The organism is Pseudofrankia sp. DC12 (genome assembly GCF_000966285.1).
Classification (GTDB): domain Bacteria; phylum Actinomycetota; class Actinomycetes; order Frankiales; family Frankiaceae; genus Pseudofrankia.
The window spans coordinates 4,950,491-4,968,733 of record NZ_KQ031391.1 but is presented as its reverse complement, the minus strand read 5'-3'; the positions used below and the strand labels follow the sequence as shown (position 1 = coordinate 4,968,733).

Genomic DNA, 18,243 nt, shown 5'->3' with positions numbered 1-18,243 from the left:
ACGGGGATGGGCGGGCGTCAGCCCTTGACTGCTCCTCCGGTCAGGCCCTTCATGACCTTCTGGTTGAGGAACAGATAGATCACGAGCGTGCCGATGACGTTGATGCAGATGGCCGCGAACAGCGGGCCGTACTGGGTGGCGCCGAAGTCCCCGGTGAAGTTGAGCAGGCCGACCTGGATGGTGCGGAGGTCCTGGTTGTTAGTGAACGTCAGCGCGATCAGGAGGTCGTTCCAGATAAAGAAGAACTGCACCAGGCCGACGGTCAGGATGGCGTTGCGGACCATGGGGACGCTGATGCTCCAGAACGAGCGGAGAATCCCAGCGCCGTCGATCGTAGCCGCCTCGAACAACTCCCGTGGAACGGCCCTGTAGTAGGTGGCCATCATGAACACGGTCAGCGGCAGGCCAGTGCCGGTATAGGTCAGGATCAGCGGCCACAGAGTGCCCGACAGGCCGGCCCGGAAGTAGACGGTGAACAGCGGCAGCAGGATCATCTGGGAAGGCACCATGATGCCCGCGAGGAAGATCAGCAGCGTTACGCCGCGCCCCTTCCACACCATGATCTGCAGGGCGAACCCAGCGGCGGTGCCCAGCGCGATGATCAGGAGCAGGGCCGGAGCGGTGGCGAGCAGGCTGTTCCTGACGTACAGCCCGATGTGCCCGGTCGTCCAGGCCTCACTGTAGTTCCCCCACTGCCAGCTCGTCGGCAGGCTCCAGGTGGAGTTGTTCAGGTAGTCGCTGTTGGACTTCAGCGAGGTCAGGAACATCCACAGCAAGGGGTAGACCTCGACGACCAGCAACAGGCCGATGACTGCCTTCACCCAGATCCGTCCGGGGTGACGGCGTCGCCACAGGACGCGGCTGCTGCCGGCCCGGCGGGCACTGCCCGCGGCCTTCATCATCGGGGGCGAGTCGAGCGCCATGGTGTCAGCCCTTCGTGAGGTCGCGCCGCGAAACACGGAAGATGACCAGGGTCACCAGCAGGCACACAACTGTCAGCAGCAGGGCGATCGTGCTTCCGTAGCCGTAGTCGCTGTAGGTGAACGACGTCTGGAACATGTAGAGGGTCAGCGGCGTGGTGGCATTGCCGGGGCCGCCGTTGGTCAGCGCGACGATGGAGTCGAAGACCTTCAACGTCCCGTTGATGCTGAAGATCAGGGCCGACATCAGGACCGGGAACGACAGCGGCAGCACGATGTGACGCACCAGCCGGAGGCCTGAGGCCCCGTCAAGACGGGCCGACTCCAGCACCTCGTCGGGGATGTCGACCAGGCCAGCGAACAGCAGGACGGCGTAGAAGCCCATGGAGCGCCAGATGTCCATGATGACCAGGACCCAGAATGCCTTGCCGGGGCTGCCGAACCAGTCGACCGAGCCCACGCCCACCGTGGACAGCAGCGAGTTCATCGGACCGATCTGCGGGGCGACCTGGAAGAACTTCTGGAAGAGCAGGCCGACCGCCACGGTGGGCATGATGACCGGGAAGAACACCAACGTGCGGATGACCGCGGAAGCGCGCTTGAGGAAGAAAATGTACAGCAGAGCGAGCAGGTAGCCGACGAGCACCTGCCCGATGGTCACGGCGACGCCGTACTTGAGGCTGAACCAGAGTGCCTTGTGGGCGGCCGCGTCGCTGAACAGGCGCTGGAAGTTGTGCAGGCCGTTGCCGCTGAAGCCGTCGATGGTGTTGCCTTTGGTGAACGAGTACCCCAAGGACCACACCATCGGGACCAACATGACGAGGGAATAGACGAGCAGGGCGGGACCTATCAGGGTCAAAATGGCCCTGCGGTCACCTAATACGCGGTGCATAAGCGCTGTCCACTTCGTATGGGATGCAGGCAGACCGTCAGATCGAGATTTGTCAGGGGGTGGCTCAGGAGCCGCCGCGGCGGGCGGCTCCTGAGCCGTGCACGGCTGGGGGCTCAGCTACCTGACAGGGCGCTCTGAACAGCCTGCATGAACTGCGACGGGCTCATGGTCCCCGTGACCAGCGAGGCCGCGTTCGTCTGGCTGACGTTGGTGGCCTTGGTGCTGAACAGAGCCTCGAACCACAGGACGTTCTGCGTCGACTCGCCGATGGTCTTCCTCACCTGCGTGGTGATCGCGTTCGGGTCCTGAACGGCGGTGTTGACCTTGAATCCCGAGATGGAGCCCTGGTCCTTGAGCGCGACGCTGCCATAGTTCTGGGCGATGCACTTGACCCAGTCGCCAACCTTGCTGTCGAAGGTCTTGGCGCCCAGGGTCATCGCCAGGCCGACGTTGGAGGGGTACTGGTCAATCGATCCCTTACCACCGGAGACGGCGGGGAAGGGCATGAAGCCGATGTTCTCGGCGCCCACCTGGTCCTGCTTGGGGTCGCCGATGTTCGTCAGCGCCCAGCTGCCCATGTAGAGCATGGCCGCCTTGCCACTAAGGAACTGGTTGAACGCGGTGTCGTAGTCGATCGACCCGACGCCCTTGCCGAAGTAGCCGTTCTTGCCGAGTTCGGCCACCTTCGTCGCGGCCTCGACGTACTGGGGGTCGGTCAGCTTGGCCTTGCCGTCGGCGATGTCCTTCATCGCGTCCGGCCCCAGGCTGCGGTACAGGTAGCCGCTGATTAGCCGGGTGATGGGCCAGCCCTGCTGGCCGGAGGCCGAGAACGGCTGCACCCCGGCCGACTGCAGCGTGGCCGCGTCCGACACCAGCGCGTCCCACGTCGTGGGCACCGACAGGCCGTGATCGCTGAAGATCTTCTTGTTGTAGAAAATGCCCTCGATGTTGTACTCGTAGGGCAAGACCTCCATCTTGCCCCCGTACAGGGCCTTGATCGTGGAGATCGCCGCCGGCTCGATCTGGTCGTAGACGCCGAGAGCCGTCAGCTGCGTCTCGAGGTCGGCGATCTTGCCGGCCTTGTAGAGCTGATCCGTCAGCGCGGGGGCGTTGCCCGCGGCGAACTGGACCGGCAGGGCGTTCTGCCCGGCGAGCAGCTGGAGCTTCTGGTCCAAGCTGGTCTGCGGAACAGTGTCCACCTTCAGAGGTAATGCCTGGTTCTGCGCCTTGCATGCACCATTCGCCAGGGTGCCCAGGCCCGTCTTGATGGTGGTGTTCTCGACGTTCGTCAGGTAGCTGAACTGCTTCGGCGCCGAGGACGAGCCCGAGCCCGTGCCTCCACACGCCGCTGCCAGAAGCGCGACGGCGGTGGCGCTCGCCGCGAGTCCAGTGATCCGCGCCCGTCGGGCGCGGAGAGGGTTGATGGTCACAGTTGCTCCCTGTTGTCGTTCAGGCAGAGTGAGGCGGCGACCCGGGTCGCACCGGCTGCGTATAACGTTCTCCATGCGGAAGTGGCACAAGGCTGCCCTTCGCCCACGGCCGTGTCAAGACCCAATGGCCGCGGCCGGGGCCGGCGCCAGCTGGCTGGAGCACCGACGACCGGCGAGCCCGGGCACACGGACCGCCAGGTCGACCAGCACCTCCGGGACCTGCGCCGGCCAGGGCGCACGCCCCGCGGCGGGCCCACGGTCTCGGAGCCGCGACGGCAGCGCCCCGTGCGAACGATCAGACCGCGCCTATGATCGGCCTAGCTCTTTCGCGTGACACCATGTAGATCGTTCTATAGGCATGACTCAGGAGTACACCAGGCATGGACTCGTCGCCGAAACGAACGAAACGCGTCACGATCGCAGATGTTGCCCGGCACGCCGGCGTCTCGACCCCCGCGGTCTCCAAAGTGCTGCGCAACGCCTACGGGGTGAGCCCCGCGATGCAGGAGCGGGTTCGTGCGGCGATGGCCGAACTGGACTACCGACCCCACGCCGCCGCGCGCGGCATGCGTGGACGCACCTATACGATCGGCGTGCTGCTGGACAACATCCGCAACCCCTTCTTCGCCGACATCCTTGACGGAGTCCACGACCAATTACGCGACAGTGACTACACCGTCCTGCTCGGGGCGGCCGGATTCGGTGCTGATGACCAGGCCAAGACGATCCGCTCCATGGTCGACCGCCGGATGGACGGCCTGATCCTGATCGCGCCCGGAACCCCGCGCAGCGAAGTGCTCACCATGGCCGCCGCCACTCCTACGGTCGTCATCGGCCACCACGACACCGCCGAGGTTCATGACTCGGTCGTGGATGCGGACGCTGTCGGCGCGAGACTCGTGGTGGATCACCTCGTGTCCCTCGGCCACCGCGACATCGCGCTGGTAGCGGCAGCAGGGACCAAGGTGAGCCTGTGGAAGCGCACTCCGGAGGTTGTGCTTACAAACGGCTATCTGGAGGCGATGCGCGGCCACGATCTGCAGGAGCACGCCCGCGTCTGTCGCACTGCCTACTCAGACGACGGCGGCTACAAGGCAGGCAGGCAGCTGCTTACCAGCGCAGAACCTCCTACGGCCATCATGGCAGGCGCGGACGTGGCCGCCCTCGGCGTCTACCGCGCGGCACACCAACTGGGCGTACGCGTCCCCGAGGAACTGTCCCTTGTCGGCTACAACAACACCGCCATCGCGGCCCTTGCCCCCGTACAGCTGACCAGCGTCGACCAGGCCGGCCAGGAAATGGGGGCCGCCGCCGCGAAGATGCTCATCGAGCGAGTGGAAGGCCATCGGAACCGTGCTATGCAGACCTCGATGACACCCCAGCTCGTCATCCGCCACAGCACGGCACCCCCGAGGCTTACACCGGTTCTCGGACTTCGCTCGTCATGAGAAACAAAGCCGTGCGGCGATAATCGCTCTCCTCTCGCGGCCCCGGCGAGATCGCCGCTGGCGGGGGGCTAGGCGCGCTATTCCGATGCGGTGCCCGGGAGCTCAGCTTCCACCCGGTTCCGTCCCCTGTTTTTGGCGTGGTACAGCGCGGCGTCGGCGAGGTCGACGAGTGATTTCAGCCTGTCCTCGGGAGCAGGAACGACCGACGTGGCGCCGATACTCACGGTGACAATCTGGTAGGGAACCATCGGGCTGGGTTCAGCGGCCTCCTCAACCGCGGCGCGGATTCGCCGGGCGATGCGGGTGGCGGTGGCGATGTCGGCGCCGGGCATCACGACGGCGAACTCCTCGCCCCCGTAGCGGGCGGTCAGGGCGGTGCCGCGGGCGTTGCCGGCCAGGCAGGTGGCGACCCGCTGAAGGCATCGGTCGCCGGCAGTGTGGCCGAAGTGGTCGTTGTAGAGCTTGAAGTGGTCGATGTCGACGATTGCCAGCGCGAGGGGTGCGGCGTTGCGGAGGGCTCTGTGCCATTCGGCGTCGAGGACCTCGTCGAGCCGGCGCCGGTTGGCCAGGCCGGTCAGCGGGTCGGTGATCGAGAGCTGCCCGAGCCGCTCGTTGGCAGCGGCGAGCTGCTGGTTGGCGGCCGCGAGTTGCCGAGTTCGTTCGGCGACCTTGTGTTCCAGCGAGGCGTAGACCAGGGCATTGTCGAGCGAGACGGCCAGCTGCCCGGCGATGAGCATGATTCCCTCGAGGCGTTCGGTGGTGAACGCGCCGCGGATCATCCGGTTCTCCAGGAGCAGCATCGCGCGCAGCTCGCCTCGGATCATGATGGGGATGGCCAGCAGGGAGCAGCGGTCCAGGTCGGTGAGGTAGGGGTCGCGGCTGAACCGGTCGTCGCGGGTGGCGTCGGCGACGACGACCGGTTCGTGGGTGCGTTCGGCGTACCGGATGGCCGAGGGTGGGAGCAGGCGCCGCCGGGCGGCCTCGTCGAGCGTGACGGTGCCGTGGTCGTCCACCGGTACCGACCACGTGCGCTGATCGCGGTCGCGGAGCAGGAGGTGGACGCTGGTGGCGCCGGTCATCGCGGACAGGATTCCCGCGACTCTGGCCCGCAGGCCGTCGATGCTGGTTTCGGAGCTGAGGACCTGGGAGGCGGCGACGACGCCGAGCAGGTCGAGGGTGCCCGTGGTGACGGCGGGGACGCGGGCGGCGGACCCCGCCGGCGGCCGCACGAACGGATTCATCCCGGCGGGCTCGGCCCGGAGCGTCGGGTGAGCCCAGTCGAGCTGGCTGACCTTGGCGGTGGCCCCCCAGGCCAGGTACTGGCCGCGGGCCTCGGCAAGCAGCACATGGCCGGCTCGCTCCATGCTGTGGGCCGAGTAGAACCGCGCGGCGCGTTCCAGGATGAGCGCCTGGTGCCACGGGCGTACCTGGGCGTATGCCTCCCGCTGTGCCACGTCGAAGGCGTGCGCCGCTTCGCGGAAGTCGCCGGCGGCCCAGGCCCGCTCGGCCTCCGCCAGACGTAGCAGGTGCAGGAAGTTGACGGGCGCGTCGACGGCACGCGAGGCCAGCCACTCGACCAACAAGTCCAGCTCGGCCAGCATGGCGCCGCGTTGGCCCGGTTGTGCCGTGCGGGCCTGCCCTGCCAACGCCAGTGCCCGCAGCAGGCGTGCCACCACCACCCTGTACTGGGCCTCGGTGATCGGCAGCAACGGCATCATGGCCGCCGTGTGCCGGGCCAGCTCACCTTGGTGGTCGAGGATGGCCGCGGCGAGCGCCCGGCTGATGTGCAGGTCAACGACGGCGATCGGGTTGGCGGCCAGCATGTCCAGCTGAGCCGCCTCGTCGGCCGGCGATTCGGTGCTCTCGCCGCGCAGTGCCCTCGCCAGTTGGCGGTACTGCCGGTACGTGTCCTCGGCTCGGCCGTTACCGGTGCGGGTAGCCAGTGCGAGTGCCTCGTCGACCTCGGCGGCGAAGCTGTCAAGCGACGGCGCGCTGTCCAGCAGGCAGCTCAGCAGCACGTAGTGGTTCCAGCATGCGTACTGCAGCTCACCCCCCTGGATCAGGCCCTCCAGCGCGCGGCGTGCCGCGGGCAGGCTGTCCTCGAGCGGGTCGAACCAGTGGCCGATGCTGATCAGGTACACAAACTGCGCCTGCCACACCTCAGGCTCATAACCGCGGGCCCGAGCGACAGCGAGGATCCGCCGCGCGATGCGATACCCGGTGTGATAGTCGTGCCTGCGGGCGATGGTCACATCCGCGGCATGGCTGGCTGGGCCGACCATGGCCGGATCCGGGCCGCAGCGTGCCCACATCTCCACCGCCTGCAGCGTCAGCCAGGTCATCATCGGCTGGTCACAGAGGTACGCCGCTTGCGTGAGCCGGTCGATGAGCTTCATGGCGTCGAGCCGCGAACAGTCGGTGATCTTCGGTCGCCGCAGATCGTCGGCTTCGCTGGTCTGGTCAATCCACTGGTAAAGCGTGTCGAGCCCGCGGTCGATCTCGGGGTCAAGGCGGCCGCGGTCCGGGACGGCGAAGCCGAGCTGCCGCAGCTGGTCGAGGCCGAGCCGCATCGCCTCGCCGGCAGGCCCTTGGTTGGTGAGGCTGCTGACCTGCACCACGGTGGCGGCCGTGCGCCCGGCCGGGTGGGTACACAGCCGGCAGATGGTCTGGTAGACCTGGTTGGCCTCCTCCAGCCGGCCAAGGCTGTACAAGGCGGCGTGACGGCCGGTCTGGAGGGTGACCAGCTCGTCGGTGTCGGCTGGGTCGACGAGCGCCACCGCCGCGGTCAGGAGCCGCTCCACGAGCGGGTAGTTGCTCAGCAGCCGGGCTTCGCCGGCGGCCTGGCGGAAGAGCCTTGCCATCAGCTGCCGTTCGGCGGCGCCGTGCACGGCATCGGCCACGAACAGGTACTGCTCCGCCGCCACGGCGAAGAACTCGGGCCGCTGCGCGAGGCGCCGGGCCAGCCGCAACCGCGTGGCGCCCAGTGCCTGCGAGCCGAGGCAGCGCAGGACGGACTCCCGCGCCCGGTCGTGCTGGTACCGCACGCCGGGCCGGCCGTCGGACTCCAGGACCAGCAGGCCGGCGGCGAACGCGGGCGTGAGCCGCCGCTCGACCTCGTCCGCCGCCAGCCCGGTCGCGGCTTCCAGCAGGCCCAGTTCCACCCGTCCCGCCAGACACGCCATCACCGTCAGCACCTCCCTGGTGGCCGGCGGCAACGTGGCCAGGCGCGCGGCGACCAGTTCGGTCACGTCCACGCGCCCCAGCCGGCCGCGCAGCGTGGCCTGGTCCCATCGCCACCCGCGCTCGCCGAGGATCAGGACTCCGTCATGGCGCAGCGAGTTGAGCAGCTCCACCGTGTCGTACGGATTGCCGCCGGTGGACGGCGCGATCAGCCGCGCCAGCTCGGCGGCGGGCTTCGGGGCCAGGCGCAGCAGGTCGGCCACCATGGCCGCCTGGCCATCCGGCGTCAAGTCGGCCAGCCGCAGGTGGTAAAGGCCGGCCGGCTGACGTTGCCAGCGGGCGAGCATCGGCGCCAGCGGATGAGCGGCATCCACGTCGCTCTCCCGGTAGGCGCCGACCAGAAGCAGCCCCTCGACTTCTTCCTCGCCACCGAGGATCAGGTCGACGAAGCCCAGCGGTGTCCGCCCGGCCCACTGCAGATCGTCGACGAACACCACCACCGGCCGCTTCCGAGAAGCGACCGCACGCAGGATCGCCACCCCGGTCCGCTGCACTCGCGCCTGCGCGGTCATCGGATCCCCGGCCCGGGGAGGGACCCTCACCAGCGCCGCCAGCTCCGGCACCAGGGCGGCGATCAGCCCGGCGTTGGGTCCCAGCGCCCGCAGTATCCGCTCCCGCACGTCGACCAGGTCGGCCTCCGGCTCGGCCAACAACAGCCGGCCCAGCGTGCGGAACGTCTGCCAGACTCCGTCAAACTCCCGGTCACGCCGATACTGGTCGAACTTGCCCGCAACGAACCAACCGTCGACACCAGCCACGATCGGCCGCAGCTCATTGACCAGCGCCGTCTTGCCCACCCCCGGAGCCCCGCCCACGAGCAGCCCGCGGCAGCGGCCCTCTACTGCCGCGGCGAACGCCGCGCCCAGCTCGCCGATCTCCTCCTCACGCCCAGCCAGCCGGGACGGCGCGAGCGGTCGTACGGGGAAGTCATGCTCGCCCGGATGCACCACGACGAGGCCACGGCCTACCAAGGTGAGATCGTGCACCAGCCCCTCGGCGCTCTGATAGCGGTCGTCCGGCTCCTTCTCCAGCAGGTGCATGATGATCGCCGACAGGCCGCCCGGCACCGCCGGGTTCACCGCCGCCGGCAGCGCCGGCACCCGCGCCAGATGATCATGAATCATCCGCAGCGGGTCCTCGGTGCCGAACGGCGGCGCGCCGGTCGCCAGCTCGTACAGAGTCGCCCCCAGCGCGTACAGATCGGCCCGCTGGTCCACCGGGCGACCGGTCCGGCCGGTCTGCTCCGGCGCCAGGTACGGCACCGTCCCGACAATCTCGCTGGGATGCATGAAGCCAGGCTGAACGGTCATGAAGGTGGTGGCGAGTGCGAAATCAGTCAGGTATGGCGCGCCCTGGTCCTCGCTCACGACAATGTTCGACGGGTTGATGTTCCGATGCACCACACCCCGGCCGTGCATCCCCCCGATCGCCCGCGCGAGCAGCTCGGCCAGCTTGATCAGCTCAGCCGGGTCCAGTGGGGTGGCCCGCGCGGACAGCGCCGTTCCGCCGACATCGGCCAGCAGCATCGACCCCGGGTACGGCGGCGCTCCAGCCACCAGCTGCACGAGCCCCTCGACCCCGGACAGCCGGCCGAGGATTTCCACCTCATGGCGCAGCCGCTGCTGCGCCCCGGGCCCCAGCGGCTCCTTCCGGATCACACTCCCGGCCGGGAACACCAGCCGAGTGACCCGAGACCGCTGCGTCTCATGCAGCACCGCCACCCGCATCGCCACCGGCGGATCCGGGCCCGGTGTCATCCTCGGGGACCCCATATGTCGACCCTCACTTCACGTCACGAGCTGCATACGTGTCAATCTGCCCTGCCTCGGCGGCCCCGAACGGGCCGCTGACCCACAACCACGCGGCGACGGTGCTCCACTGAGCGAGCGCGCCCCGGCCTCGGCACGCACCCCCCCGTCTGGGGAACTATGGGCTCGCGCTGGCGCTCGCGGTGGCGCTCGCGGTGCGGAAATGCCCGGCCATCAGCCATCACGGGCCGTAATTTAGTGATCTCGTACTGTAGGAGGCAGCATGGCGGAACTGGTCGACGTGGGTGGCTACAAGCTGGCCGTCGATATCACTGGAGGTGGCGTACCACCGGTGGTGTTCGTGTCTGGCCTCGCCGCCGGCCCGAGCGAGTGGGATGGAGCCCTGGCCGCGGCGAGGGTCACGACGACGCGGGTCGCCTATGGGCGCCCGGCGCAGGGGGGCAGCGGCCCTCTCCCGCCCCGCCTGGCCGAGACGCCGCGACCGGCGAGCTGGGCCGCCGCTCAGCTGCGAACCCTTCTGAGCGAGGCAGCCGTCCCCTCACCACGGGTGCTGGTAGGCCATGCGATCGGCGGACTGATAGTCGAGGCATACCTAGCACGCTGGCCCGAAGAGACAGCCGGGCTGGTGCTGGTCGACCCGACGGAGCCAAGCGCGCTGCTCGACCGCGCCAACCCCGTACTCGTCGCCGCCGACCACGGGGCCGGCAGTATCCACTTCGACATCGTCGCCTGCGCGGCAGAACATCGGGCTCCCCCGCCCCCGGCACGGGTGCCCGCCGTAGTGGTTACCTCGGCGGTTGGCACCCGGCTGCGCATGACCAATCCGGACCGCCTGCTGCCGCTGTCCCCTGCCGAGGTCGACGCCAGGTGGCAGACGTTCCAACGGGAATGGGCCGCCCGGACAGCAGCCACCCAGATCATCGCCGACAACGCCGGGCACTTTGTGCACAAGGACGCCCCGGACCTCGTCGCCCTGGCGGTTGACGCGGTGGTGAACGCGGCCCGCGGCCACGCCCCCGTGCGGCTCGATCCAGCTGCCGTGAGCCAGGCTGGCGGCCGGGTGCCGCGTCCGGTGTAACGGCGAGCCGGCGGCGTCGAGCCGGCCGGTGGGAGGCCCGCCACCGGCCGCCAGGATGTCCCGGCTCGCAGCTCACTCCTGTCCGAAACGGCTCACGAGATGGGAGCTCACGCCGTCCGGGTCCAGCCGCCGCGCCACGAGGTACCCCGCACCCATCCAGCCTCGGCGGGTCCATTTCCCGAACGACAGCCGGGTGCCAGGCGCACCGGACGCGGCGGGCAGCATCTTGACCCGCTCGAGCGCTTCCTTCACTCCCCGCGGGCTCAACGGATGGGCGTCGGCGAATGCGTGCAGCAGCACCGTGGCCAGGTCGTGGTTGACAACAGGCACGCAGTACTGCGGACGCCGCCCGTAGGCCCCTTCGAACTGGTCGAGGAAACGCTGGCCGACGAGGTTTCCTTCGTCGTACTGGTCGAGGCCGGTCCAGCCAAGGATCGCGTTCCACAGTACGGGGCTGACCCAGGCGGTCTGAAACGCCGTGCCCATGAACCGCGGCGGGTCCCAGCCCAGCGCCTCCAGTGCCGGGTTGACCTGAACCACGCCGAAGCCGAAGCCGCAGTGCACGAGCGCCGTCGGCTTCGCCTGGTACACCTTGCGGACTGCGGCTCCGACGTCCTGCGCTGTCTGGGCGATCCGCTCCTCGGCGACGATCCGGATGCTCTGAGCGACACACGCCCGGCGAAAGTTCCTGATGTAGGAATCGCCGATGAGCGACTGCTCGACAAGGCAGCCCACCTCCGCATGCCCGCCCTGGGCCAGCAGCTGCGCCCAGAAGATCGGCTCGTCGGTCATGGACCCCTGCGGGAGCGCGAACGTCCACTCGCCCAGCCAGTCCTCGGAGCCCGCGACGCTGATCGCCGGGACGTGGAACCGTTGCTCGATCGCCTCCCGGGTGGGAACGCAGTTGTCGCTGATGACCGGCCCAAAGACGGCGAGGCAGCCTTCGTCGACCAGTTCGCCGTAGGCGTCGATCACCGCCTTGACTGATCCCTTGGGCAGCCCCTCGACCTCCCGGAGAATGATCTCCACCGGCCGGTCGATGATTCCCTGTTTGAGGCCCTCGCTGAACACAAGCTCGAAGGACTGCCGCAGGTTGTCCCGCCGTTCCTGCGGATAGTCATCCGGATGCAAGAAATCGAAGAGGTAACCGAGCTTGATCGGCTCGGCACGGCTCTCATAGGACATCAGCTGTCTCCTCCCGCGCGGGCAGGGCCGGCCCTGCCCGCTGGAACCCTGTTGGTGCTGGCCCCGGAACCAGCGGCGTCATCACGCCGGGATGGAACATCAGCTCCCGGCCGAAGCAGTGGCCGCGGAGCCGCCGGCCCGCCGCGGGCCTCGGCGAGCCGGCCGCGACGGCATGACGGCGTCGGTCTCGGGGGTCCGGTGGGACGGTCGAGGCCGCTCACTCCGGCCAGGCGACGGACTTGGTCTCCAGGTGCTGTGCGAAGCCCTCGATGCCGTTCTGGCGTCCGAGGCCGCTGTGTTTGTAGCCACCGAAGGGCATGTCCGGGCCGTGGGCCGCGCCGCCGTTAACGCTGATCATCCCGCCGCGGAGACGGCGGGCGACGGCGATGGCGCGGTCCCGCGAGCCGAACACGTTGCCGGCCAGGCCATAGACGCTGTCGTTGGCGATCCGGACGGCCTCGTCGTCGCCTTCGTAGGCGAGCAGGCAGAGCACCGGCCCGAAGATCTCCTCCCGGGCGACGGTCATGTCGTTGTCGACGTCCACGAACAGCGTCGGCTCGACATACCAGCCCTTCGGCTGGCCGGCCGGCCAGCTGCCGCCGACCGCGAGGGTGGCTCCCTCGGCCGTGCCCTTCTCGATGTATCCGAGCACCCGGTCGCGCTGCCGGGCCGAGATCAACGGGCCCATGAGGACGTCCGCGCGCTGCGGGTCCCCGTAGCGCACCCCCGCGAACAATCCGCGCAGCTTCGCCGCGGCTTCGTCGTGGCGGTGCCGGGGCACGAGCATCCGGGTGCCCGCCGCGCAGGCCTGCCCCGCGTGGTAGCAGACAGACAACCCGGACAGCAGCGCGGTGTCGAAGTCCGCGTCATCGAGCAAGATCGTGGCTGACTTTCCCCCGAGCTCCAGGAAGATGCGCTTCATCGTCGCCGCGCCCTTCTCCGCGATGCGCCTGCCGACCTGGGTCGAGCCGGTGAAGGAGATCATGTCGACCTGTGGCGAGAGGGTGAGCTCCTCACCTACGAGGTGGTCGGACGACGTGACGACGTTCACGACCCCGGCGGGGAAATCCGTCCGTTCGGCGATGATCCGGCCCAGCAGCGTGGCGTTCCACGGCGTGTCGGGAGCGGGTTTGAGCACCACGGTGTTGCCCGCGGCCAACGCCGGGCCGATCTTGTTGATGGTCAATTCGAACGGGTAGTTCCACGGGACGATGGCGCCGACGACACCAACGGGCTCCTTCCAGATGCGTCGGCGGTTCGGCCTGCCATGGTGGTCCTTCCCGTCGGGCAGCTCGATCTCCCACGGGAACTCGTCGAGGAGCTTGGCCGCGTAGCGCAGCGCCGCGTCGACCGGCCAGTCGACCTGCGGTCCGTGGGTAGTCATCCGTGGACAGCCGACCTCGAGAATCAGCTGCTCCCGCAGTTGTTCGCGTTCGTCCTCGAGCGCGGACTGAAGCTGCTCGAGACAGCGCTTGCGCAGCGCGCGGTTCGTCGACCAGTCGGACGTGTCGAAGGAACGCCGGGCCGCGGCGATGGCGCGCCGCATCTCGGCCGCGGACGCGTCGCCGACTTGGCCGATCTCCTCTTCCGTCGCCGGGTTGATGTTCGCGAATCTCCGCCCGTCGTCGGCCTCGACGAGCCCGCCGTCGATGAGCATGCGGTGTTCGGGATGAACTGCGGGCGTGGCCATGCCTGTCTCCTCGAGGCTGTTGCGCAAAACGTTCGGGGTGCCGCCGGAGTGGCGGGCGCCGGTACTCGCGTCCCGCCGGGCTAACGGATCGCCGACCACGTGACCGGCATCTCGAGGAACCCCTGGACCATGTTGTGATGATTGCGGCGCAGCGTCGCCGGATCGGCCGCCAGCTCAAGACCCTCAAAGCGGGCGAGGATCACGTCAAAGATCACTCGGGCTTCGACACGGGCGAGGTTCGCGCCGAGACAGAAGTGAGGGCCGCCGCCGCCGAACGCGATGTGGTCGTTGGGTGACCGGGTGATGTCGAGGTCGTCTGGAGCGTCGAAGGTCCGCTCATCACGGTTCGCCGACGGATAGCACAGCATCACCCGGTCGCCCGCCGGGATTGCCACACCGCCGATGCTGGTATCGACGCGCGCCTGCCGGCAGAAGTACATCAACGGCGACGTGAACCGAAGCAGCTCCTCGATCGCCGAGGGCAGGAGGCTGGCGCTGTCGCGAAGCCGTTCAAACTCGTGCTGGTGCTGTAGCAGCGCCGCGGTGCCGGACACGACGAGGTTCCTTGTCGTGTCGGCGCCGCCGCTGGACAGCAGCAGGAAGAAGTAGCCGAGCTGGTGGTAGGTCAACCGCCCGCCGCGGACTTCGGCCGTCGCGAGGATCGACAGCAGGTCGTCCTGGGGAGCATCCCGTCGCAGGCCGCCGAGGTGCTCGGCGTACTCGAAGAGCTCCTCGATCGCGCGGGCCGACTCGGCGGGGGTCACCGCCGGGTCGAATCCCGCGAGCCGCTCCGACCACTCGAAGACCATCATCCGGTCGGACTCCGGAATCCCGATGAGGTCGCCGATCACGTGCAGCGGGAGCCACATCGCGAGGTCGCCCACCAGATCGGCGCCGGTGCGCCCCCGGAGTGAATCGGTGATCGACTCCATCCGCTGGCGGAGCCGGTCTTCCAGCTCGCCGACGCGTCGCGGCGTGAAGGCTCTGCTGACCAGCCGCCGCATCTCCGTGTGGTCCGTGCCGTCGAGGTCCAGGAGAAAGGACAGCTCCGGCTCGGCCGGCCGGCCGGGAGCCGTGTGGATGAACGGGCTCGGCGCGTTGGACCAAGTCGCCGAGTCCCGCGACACGGCCTGCACATCGGCATGCCGGGCCACGGCCCAGTACCCGCCCGCATAGCCCGGATGCTCGTGATGGGAGACCGGGGCCTCGTCCCGTAAGCGGCGGAAGAGCTCGTATGGATACCCGCTGTCATAGAGCCTCGGGTCATGTAGCCCCGGTCTGCTGTCTACCCTCGCCACGCGTCCTCCTCTCGTGCGAACCAACCTGTCGCCACGACCTGGAGACTGCCGTCCACCTGATCATCCCTGTTCACCTGACCAGTCCGGGCCGAGCGCACAGGGAATTTTTAGCCGTACGGCTAGCAAATGTCCAGCAGGCCGGCTAGCGTTCAGGATGTGGGAGAGGCTCAGGCGGCCATCGCCAGCGGCCGGAAATCCTTGCGGTCACGCATCCTGGTGACCGCCAGCGATCTGATTGCCGAGCACGGCGTCGACGGAACGTCGCTGCAGATGATCGCCGATAAGCTGGGCGTGGCAAAGGCCGCGGTTTACTATTACTACAAGACCAAGGACGCCATCGTCGCCGCTGCCTGCGCGGGCGCGTTCGCCGAGTTCTATGCGGCCATCGACGAGGCGGAGGAGATCGAAGCCGCCCGGTCGCGGGCGGACGCGCTCGAGGTGCTGATTCCCCGCCTGGTCGGGCTCGCCGTCGAGGGGCGGCGGACCTTCACCAGAATCCACCTCGACCCGGTCATCGTCCGCCTCGTGGCGCAGGACGAACAGCTGCGGACGCTGCGCCGCCGCTTTGACCGGCTGGTCGCGGGTGGCGAGGCTGGCGCCGAGGGCCTCGTCCGCGGAGCGGTCGTGGTGGCCGCGATCGTGAGCGCCGTCGCCCAGCAGTCCGTCAGCGAACTCGACGACGAGGCCCTCATCCTGCACCTGACGCGAATCCTCGGTGAGGTCGTCGCGCCGACCCTCGGGGAGCACTGACCTGCCCGGTCGCCGGGCAAACGCGCGTACGAGGCACCCTGACGCGAAGGAGAAGTGAGCAACGTGGAAGCCGAGCAAGGGGACACGATGGCAGACCTGTTCCGTTACGACGGCAAGCGCACGCTCGTGGTGGGCTGTTCCTCCGGTATGGGCGCGGCGACCGTTCGCATCGTCCAGCGTCTCGGTGGGGAGGTTCACGGAGTCGACTACAAGAAGCCCGATGCCGACCTCGCCAGCTTTACCAGCTGTGATCTCCGGAATCCAGGTGAGATCGACGCGTGGCTTGCCTCGCTGGAGGGTCCTTTCCATGCCGTCTTCTACTGCGCCGGGTTGCCGATGACCCACCCGGCCCTCGACGTCATGAAAGTCAACTTCGCGGCTATGCGAGCCGTAGTGGACGGTGTGGGGCCACTGGTCCCCGGTGGTGGCGCGATCGCCGTTATTTCCTCGGTCGCGGGACTGCAGTTCCAGCGGAACCTGACCCCGATAAACGAGCTTTTAGAGACCGGCGGTTTCGGCGGGGCGATGTCCTGGTGCGAAAGCCACCTCGACACCGTCGGTGACGGCTACACCTTCTCGAAGGAGGCGATCATCGTATACACGATGACGCGTGCCCTTCATTTCGTGGATGCTGGTGTTCGGTTGAACTGCCTCAGTCCAGGGCAGACGGTGACCCCGATGATGCCTGATTTCGAAAAGGTCGCCGGTGTCGACTTCATGCGGGCCTTCGAGGGGCCGATGCACCGCAAGGCGCGGCCCGAGGAGATGGGCTGGCCATTGGCGTTCCTCAACAGCGACGCCGCGAGCTACATCACCGGGCTGAACCTCGTCGTCGATGGCGGGTTCGGGCCGGGAGTCCTGACCGGAGCGATCGACGTCCACGCGCTCCTGGCCGCCAGGAAGTGAGTCGGGCCCAGCGTTCCGGCGACGGACAGCGCGGCCTCGGCGGCGGGGGGTCACCGGAAGCCTCGATGGCCCACCCGTAATGATCACACTCTCGACTCGCAAGATCACAACGCCGCTGGTCGAGGAACTGCGGCTGGTGCTGGCGGCGCATCCGGGGACGACCCCGGTGCACCTGCGCCTCGAAGGCCCCAGCACACCCACCTGCTGCGGCTCGAACCGCAGGTGCAGCGGTGCAGCGCGCTGTTCGCGGACCTCAAGAGCGCGGTCGGGGCGAAGGCGATTTCCGCGTGACCGGCGGGGCAGGGACAGGGGCAGTCCTGGGTACCCGCGGCCCGTCGACGCCGACGCGGCGTTCCCGCGGCGGCGGATGGCGATCTTGGCTGGACGCTCCCTGGGCCTTGACTGCGGGGACGGCATACGAGAGCCTCGGGCCGGCCCGGCGGCTCACTACCGCATAGCCGGCGTCATCCCCACGCGTAGGAGGTGGCATGACGTATCGCGTCGTGCATTGTGGAACCGGCCGTATCGGCGTGGCCGGGCTGAAAGGTGTCCTGAACCACCCCGACCTGGAGCTGGTCGGCCAGTACGTATGGTCGCCCGGGAAGGTCGGAGTCGATGCCGGCGCGTTATGCGGCATGCCAGACACCGGCGTCCGGGCGACCAACGACTGGGACGAGCTGTTCGCGCTGAACGCCGACTGCCTGTCCTACTTCGGGGACACCGTGGGGCGCGAGATGCAGAGCGTCCAGGATGTGTGCCGCTTCCTCGAACGCGGCACCAACGCGGTGACGATCTCGGTGCTGCCCTGGGCATACCCGCCACAGATGCCGCCGGAGTTCGGGAAGCCGGCGCTCGAAGCCTGCGAGAAGGGCAACAGCACCGCGTTCTTCACCGGCATCGACCCGGGCTGGGCCACCACTGACCTTGCCATCGCCGCGCTGGCCTGCGCCGACCGGGTCGACTGCGTGCGGGTGCAGGAGGTCGGCTGGTGGGGCAGCTACACAGCCGAGCTCGCCAGCCGGGAGTACTTCGGGTTCGGTAAGCCGCTGGACAACGAGCCCCTCCTGATCACCGGCGGGTTCCTCAAGCATGCGTGGGGACCGACCTTGATGCACATCGCCGACGTGCTGGACGTCGAGATCGAAGACTGGAACGTGGTCTTCGAGTCCGGCAGCGTCGACCACGACGTCGAGACCGGCTTCGGCATTGTGGAGGCTGGGACCGCCTCGGTGGTCTATTTCCAGCTCCAGGCCCTGTCCGGCGGCCGGCCGATCGCGATCGCCGAGCACTCCGACCGGGTCGCCCGCGACGCCGGGCCGCAGTTCCCGGCCCCCAACGGTCCTGGCGATCTCTCGTACCGCATCGTGGTGGAGGGCAGCCCGAGCTACACGCTGGAGCTCAACTTCGACGGTGAGGATGGCCGGCTGATGACCGCGCAGACGGCGATCAACGCGATCCCCGCCGTCTGCGCGGCCACGCCGGGGCTCAAGGGGCCACTCGACCTCCCCCGTTACTACACCCGCAACGCCCGGCGGGCCTGACGCGGAAGGAACGGACACTTCACCGGCCCGGTGTAGTGCTGGTACGAGCCCGAGCCGGTCACCTTCGCCCCCGCTGGCGCGCCGACGGCCTGCGCG

Annotated in this window: 12 protein-coding genes; 5 read left to right on the top strand and 7 right to left on the bottom strand. The window is 68.5% G+C overall.

What is annotated here, in order from left to right; genetic code table 11:
* Positions 1-17: 17 nt before the first annotated feature.
* From FRADC12_RS19900 to FRADC12_RS19890, 3 genes are all read right to left on the bottom strand, one after another.
* Positions 18-923 carry a carbohydrate ABC transporter permease gene (locus tag FRADC12_RS19900; protein ID WP_045877762.1) on the bottom strand — a complete coding sequence of 302 codons (906 nt, stop codon included), beginning with the start codon at positions 921-923 and terminating at the stop codon, positions 18-20.
* Positions 924-927: 4 nt separating this feature from the next.
* Positions 928-1,725 carry a carbohydrate ABC transporter permease gene (locus tag FRADC12_RS19895; protein ID WP_232303912.1) on the bottom strand — a complete coding sequence of 266 codons (798 nt, stop codon included), beginning with the start codon at positions 1,723-1,725 and terminating at the stop codon, positions 928-930.
* 200 nt (positions 1,726-1,925) lie between these two features.
* The gene (locus FRADC12_RS19890; RefSeq protein WP_232303911.1) at positions 1,926-3,242 is read right to left on the bottom strand and encodes an ABC transporter substrate-binding protein; all 1,317 of its coding nucleotides are present in this window, start codon (positions 3,240-3,242) and stop codon (positions 1,926-1,928) included.
* A 380-nt stretch (positions 3,243-3,622) separates the two neighbouring features.
* Between FRADC12_RS19890 and FRADC12_RS19885 the strand changes: the two genes are divergently transcribed.
* Complete coding sequence (locus FRADC12_RS19885; RefSeq protein ID WP_045877760.1) at positions 3,623-4,690, top strand: LacI family DNA-binding transcriptional regulator; 1,068 nt, start codon at positions 3,623-3,625, stop codon at positions 4,688-4,690.
* Between the two features lie 77 nt (positions 4,691-4,767).
* Here FRADC12_RS19885 and FRADC12_RS19880 read toward each other — a convergent pair whose 3' ends face one another.
* Positions 4,768-9,702 carry a diguanylate cyclase gene (locus FRADC12_RS19880; RefSeq protein ID WP_045877759.1) on the bottom strand — a complete coding sequence of 1,645 codons (4,935 nt, stop codon included), beginning with the start codon at positions 9,700-9,702 and terminating at the stop codon, positions 4,768-4,770.
* 259 nt (positions 9,703-9,961) lie between these two features.
* Between FRADC12_RS19880 and FRADC12_RS19875 the strand changes: the two genes are divergently transcribed.
* A complete protein-coding gene (locus FRADC12_RS19875; RefSeq protein ID WP_052711031.1) occupies positions 9,962-10,777 on the top strand; it encodes an alpha/beta fold hydrolase in 816 nt (271 codons plus the stop codon).
* A 72-nt stretch (positions 10,778-10,849) separates the two neighbouring features.
* Here the strand turns inward: FRADC12_RS19875 and FRADC12_RS19870 are convergent, their stop codons facing one another.
* The 3 genes from FRADC12_RS19870 to FRADC12_RS19860 form a co-directional block, all read right to left on the bottom strand.
* Positions 10,850-11,962, bottom strand: coding sequence for an ABC transporter substrate-binding protein (locus tag FRADC12_RS19870; RefSeq protein ID WP_045877758.1), 1,113 nt, complete (start codon positions 11,960-11,962; stop codon positions 10,850-10,852).
* A 217-nt stretch (positions 11,963-12,179) separates the two neighbouring features.
* Complete coding sequence (locus FRADC12_RS19865; RefSeq protein WP_045879909.1) at positions 12,180-13,652, bottom strand: aldehyde dehydrogenase family protein; 1,473 nt, start codon at positions 13,650-13,652, stop codon at positions 12,180-12,182.
* 80 nt (positions 13,653-13,732) lie between these two features.
* The gene (locus tag FRADC12_RS19860; RefSeq protein WP_045877757.1) at positions 13,733-14,950 is read right to left on the bottom strand and encodes a cytochrome P450; all 1,218 of its coding nucleotides are present in this window, start codon (positions 14,948-14,950) and stop codon (positions 13,733-13,735) included.
* A gap of 216 nt (positions 14,951-15,166) precedes the next feature.
* Here FRADC12_RS19860 and FRADC12_RS19855 point away from each other — a divergent pair, with 216 nt between their 5' ends.
* The 3 genes from FRADC12_RS19855 (at position 15,167) to FRADC12_RS19845 (ending at position 18,147) form a co-directional block, all read left to right on the top strand.
* A complete protein-coding gene (locus FRADC12_RS19855) occupies positions 15,167-15,700 on the top strand; it encodes a TetR/AcrR family transcriptional regulator (protein ID WP_052711029.1) in 534 nt (177 codons plus the stop codon).
* Between the two features lie 54 nt (positions 15,701-15,754).
* The gene (locus tag FRADC12_RS19850; RefSeq protein ID WP_157488955.1) at positions 15,755-16,606 is read left to right on the top strand and encodes a coniferyl-alcohol dehydrogenase; all 852 of its coding nucleotides are present in this window, start codon (positions 15,755-15,757) and stop codon (positions 16,604-16,606) included.
* 488 nt (positions 16,607-17,094) lie between these two features.
* On the top strand, positions 17,095-18,147 hold the full coding sequence (locus tag FRADC12_RS19845; protein ID WP_045877755.1) for an NAD(P)H-dependent amine dehydrogenase family protein: 1,053 nt from the start codon (positions 17,095-17,097) through the stop codon (positions 18,145-18,147).
* Positions 18,148-18,243 lie beyond the last annotated feature (96 nt).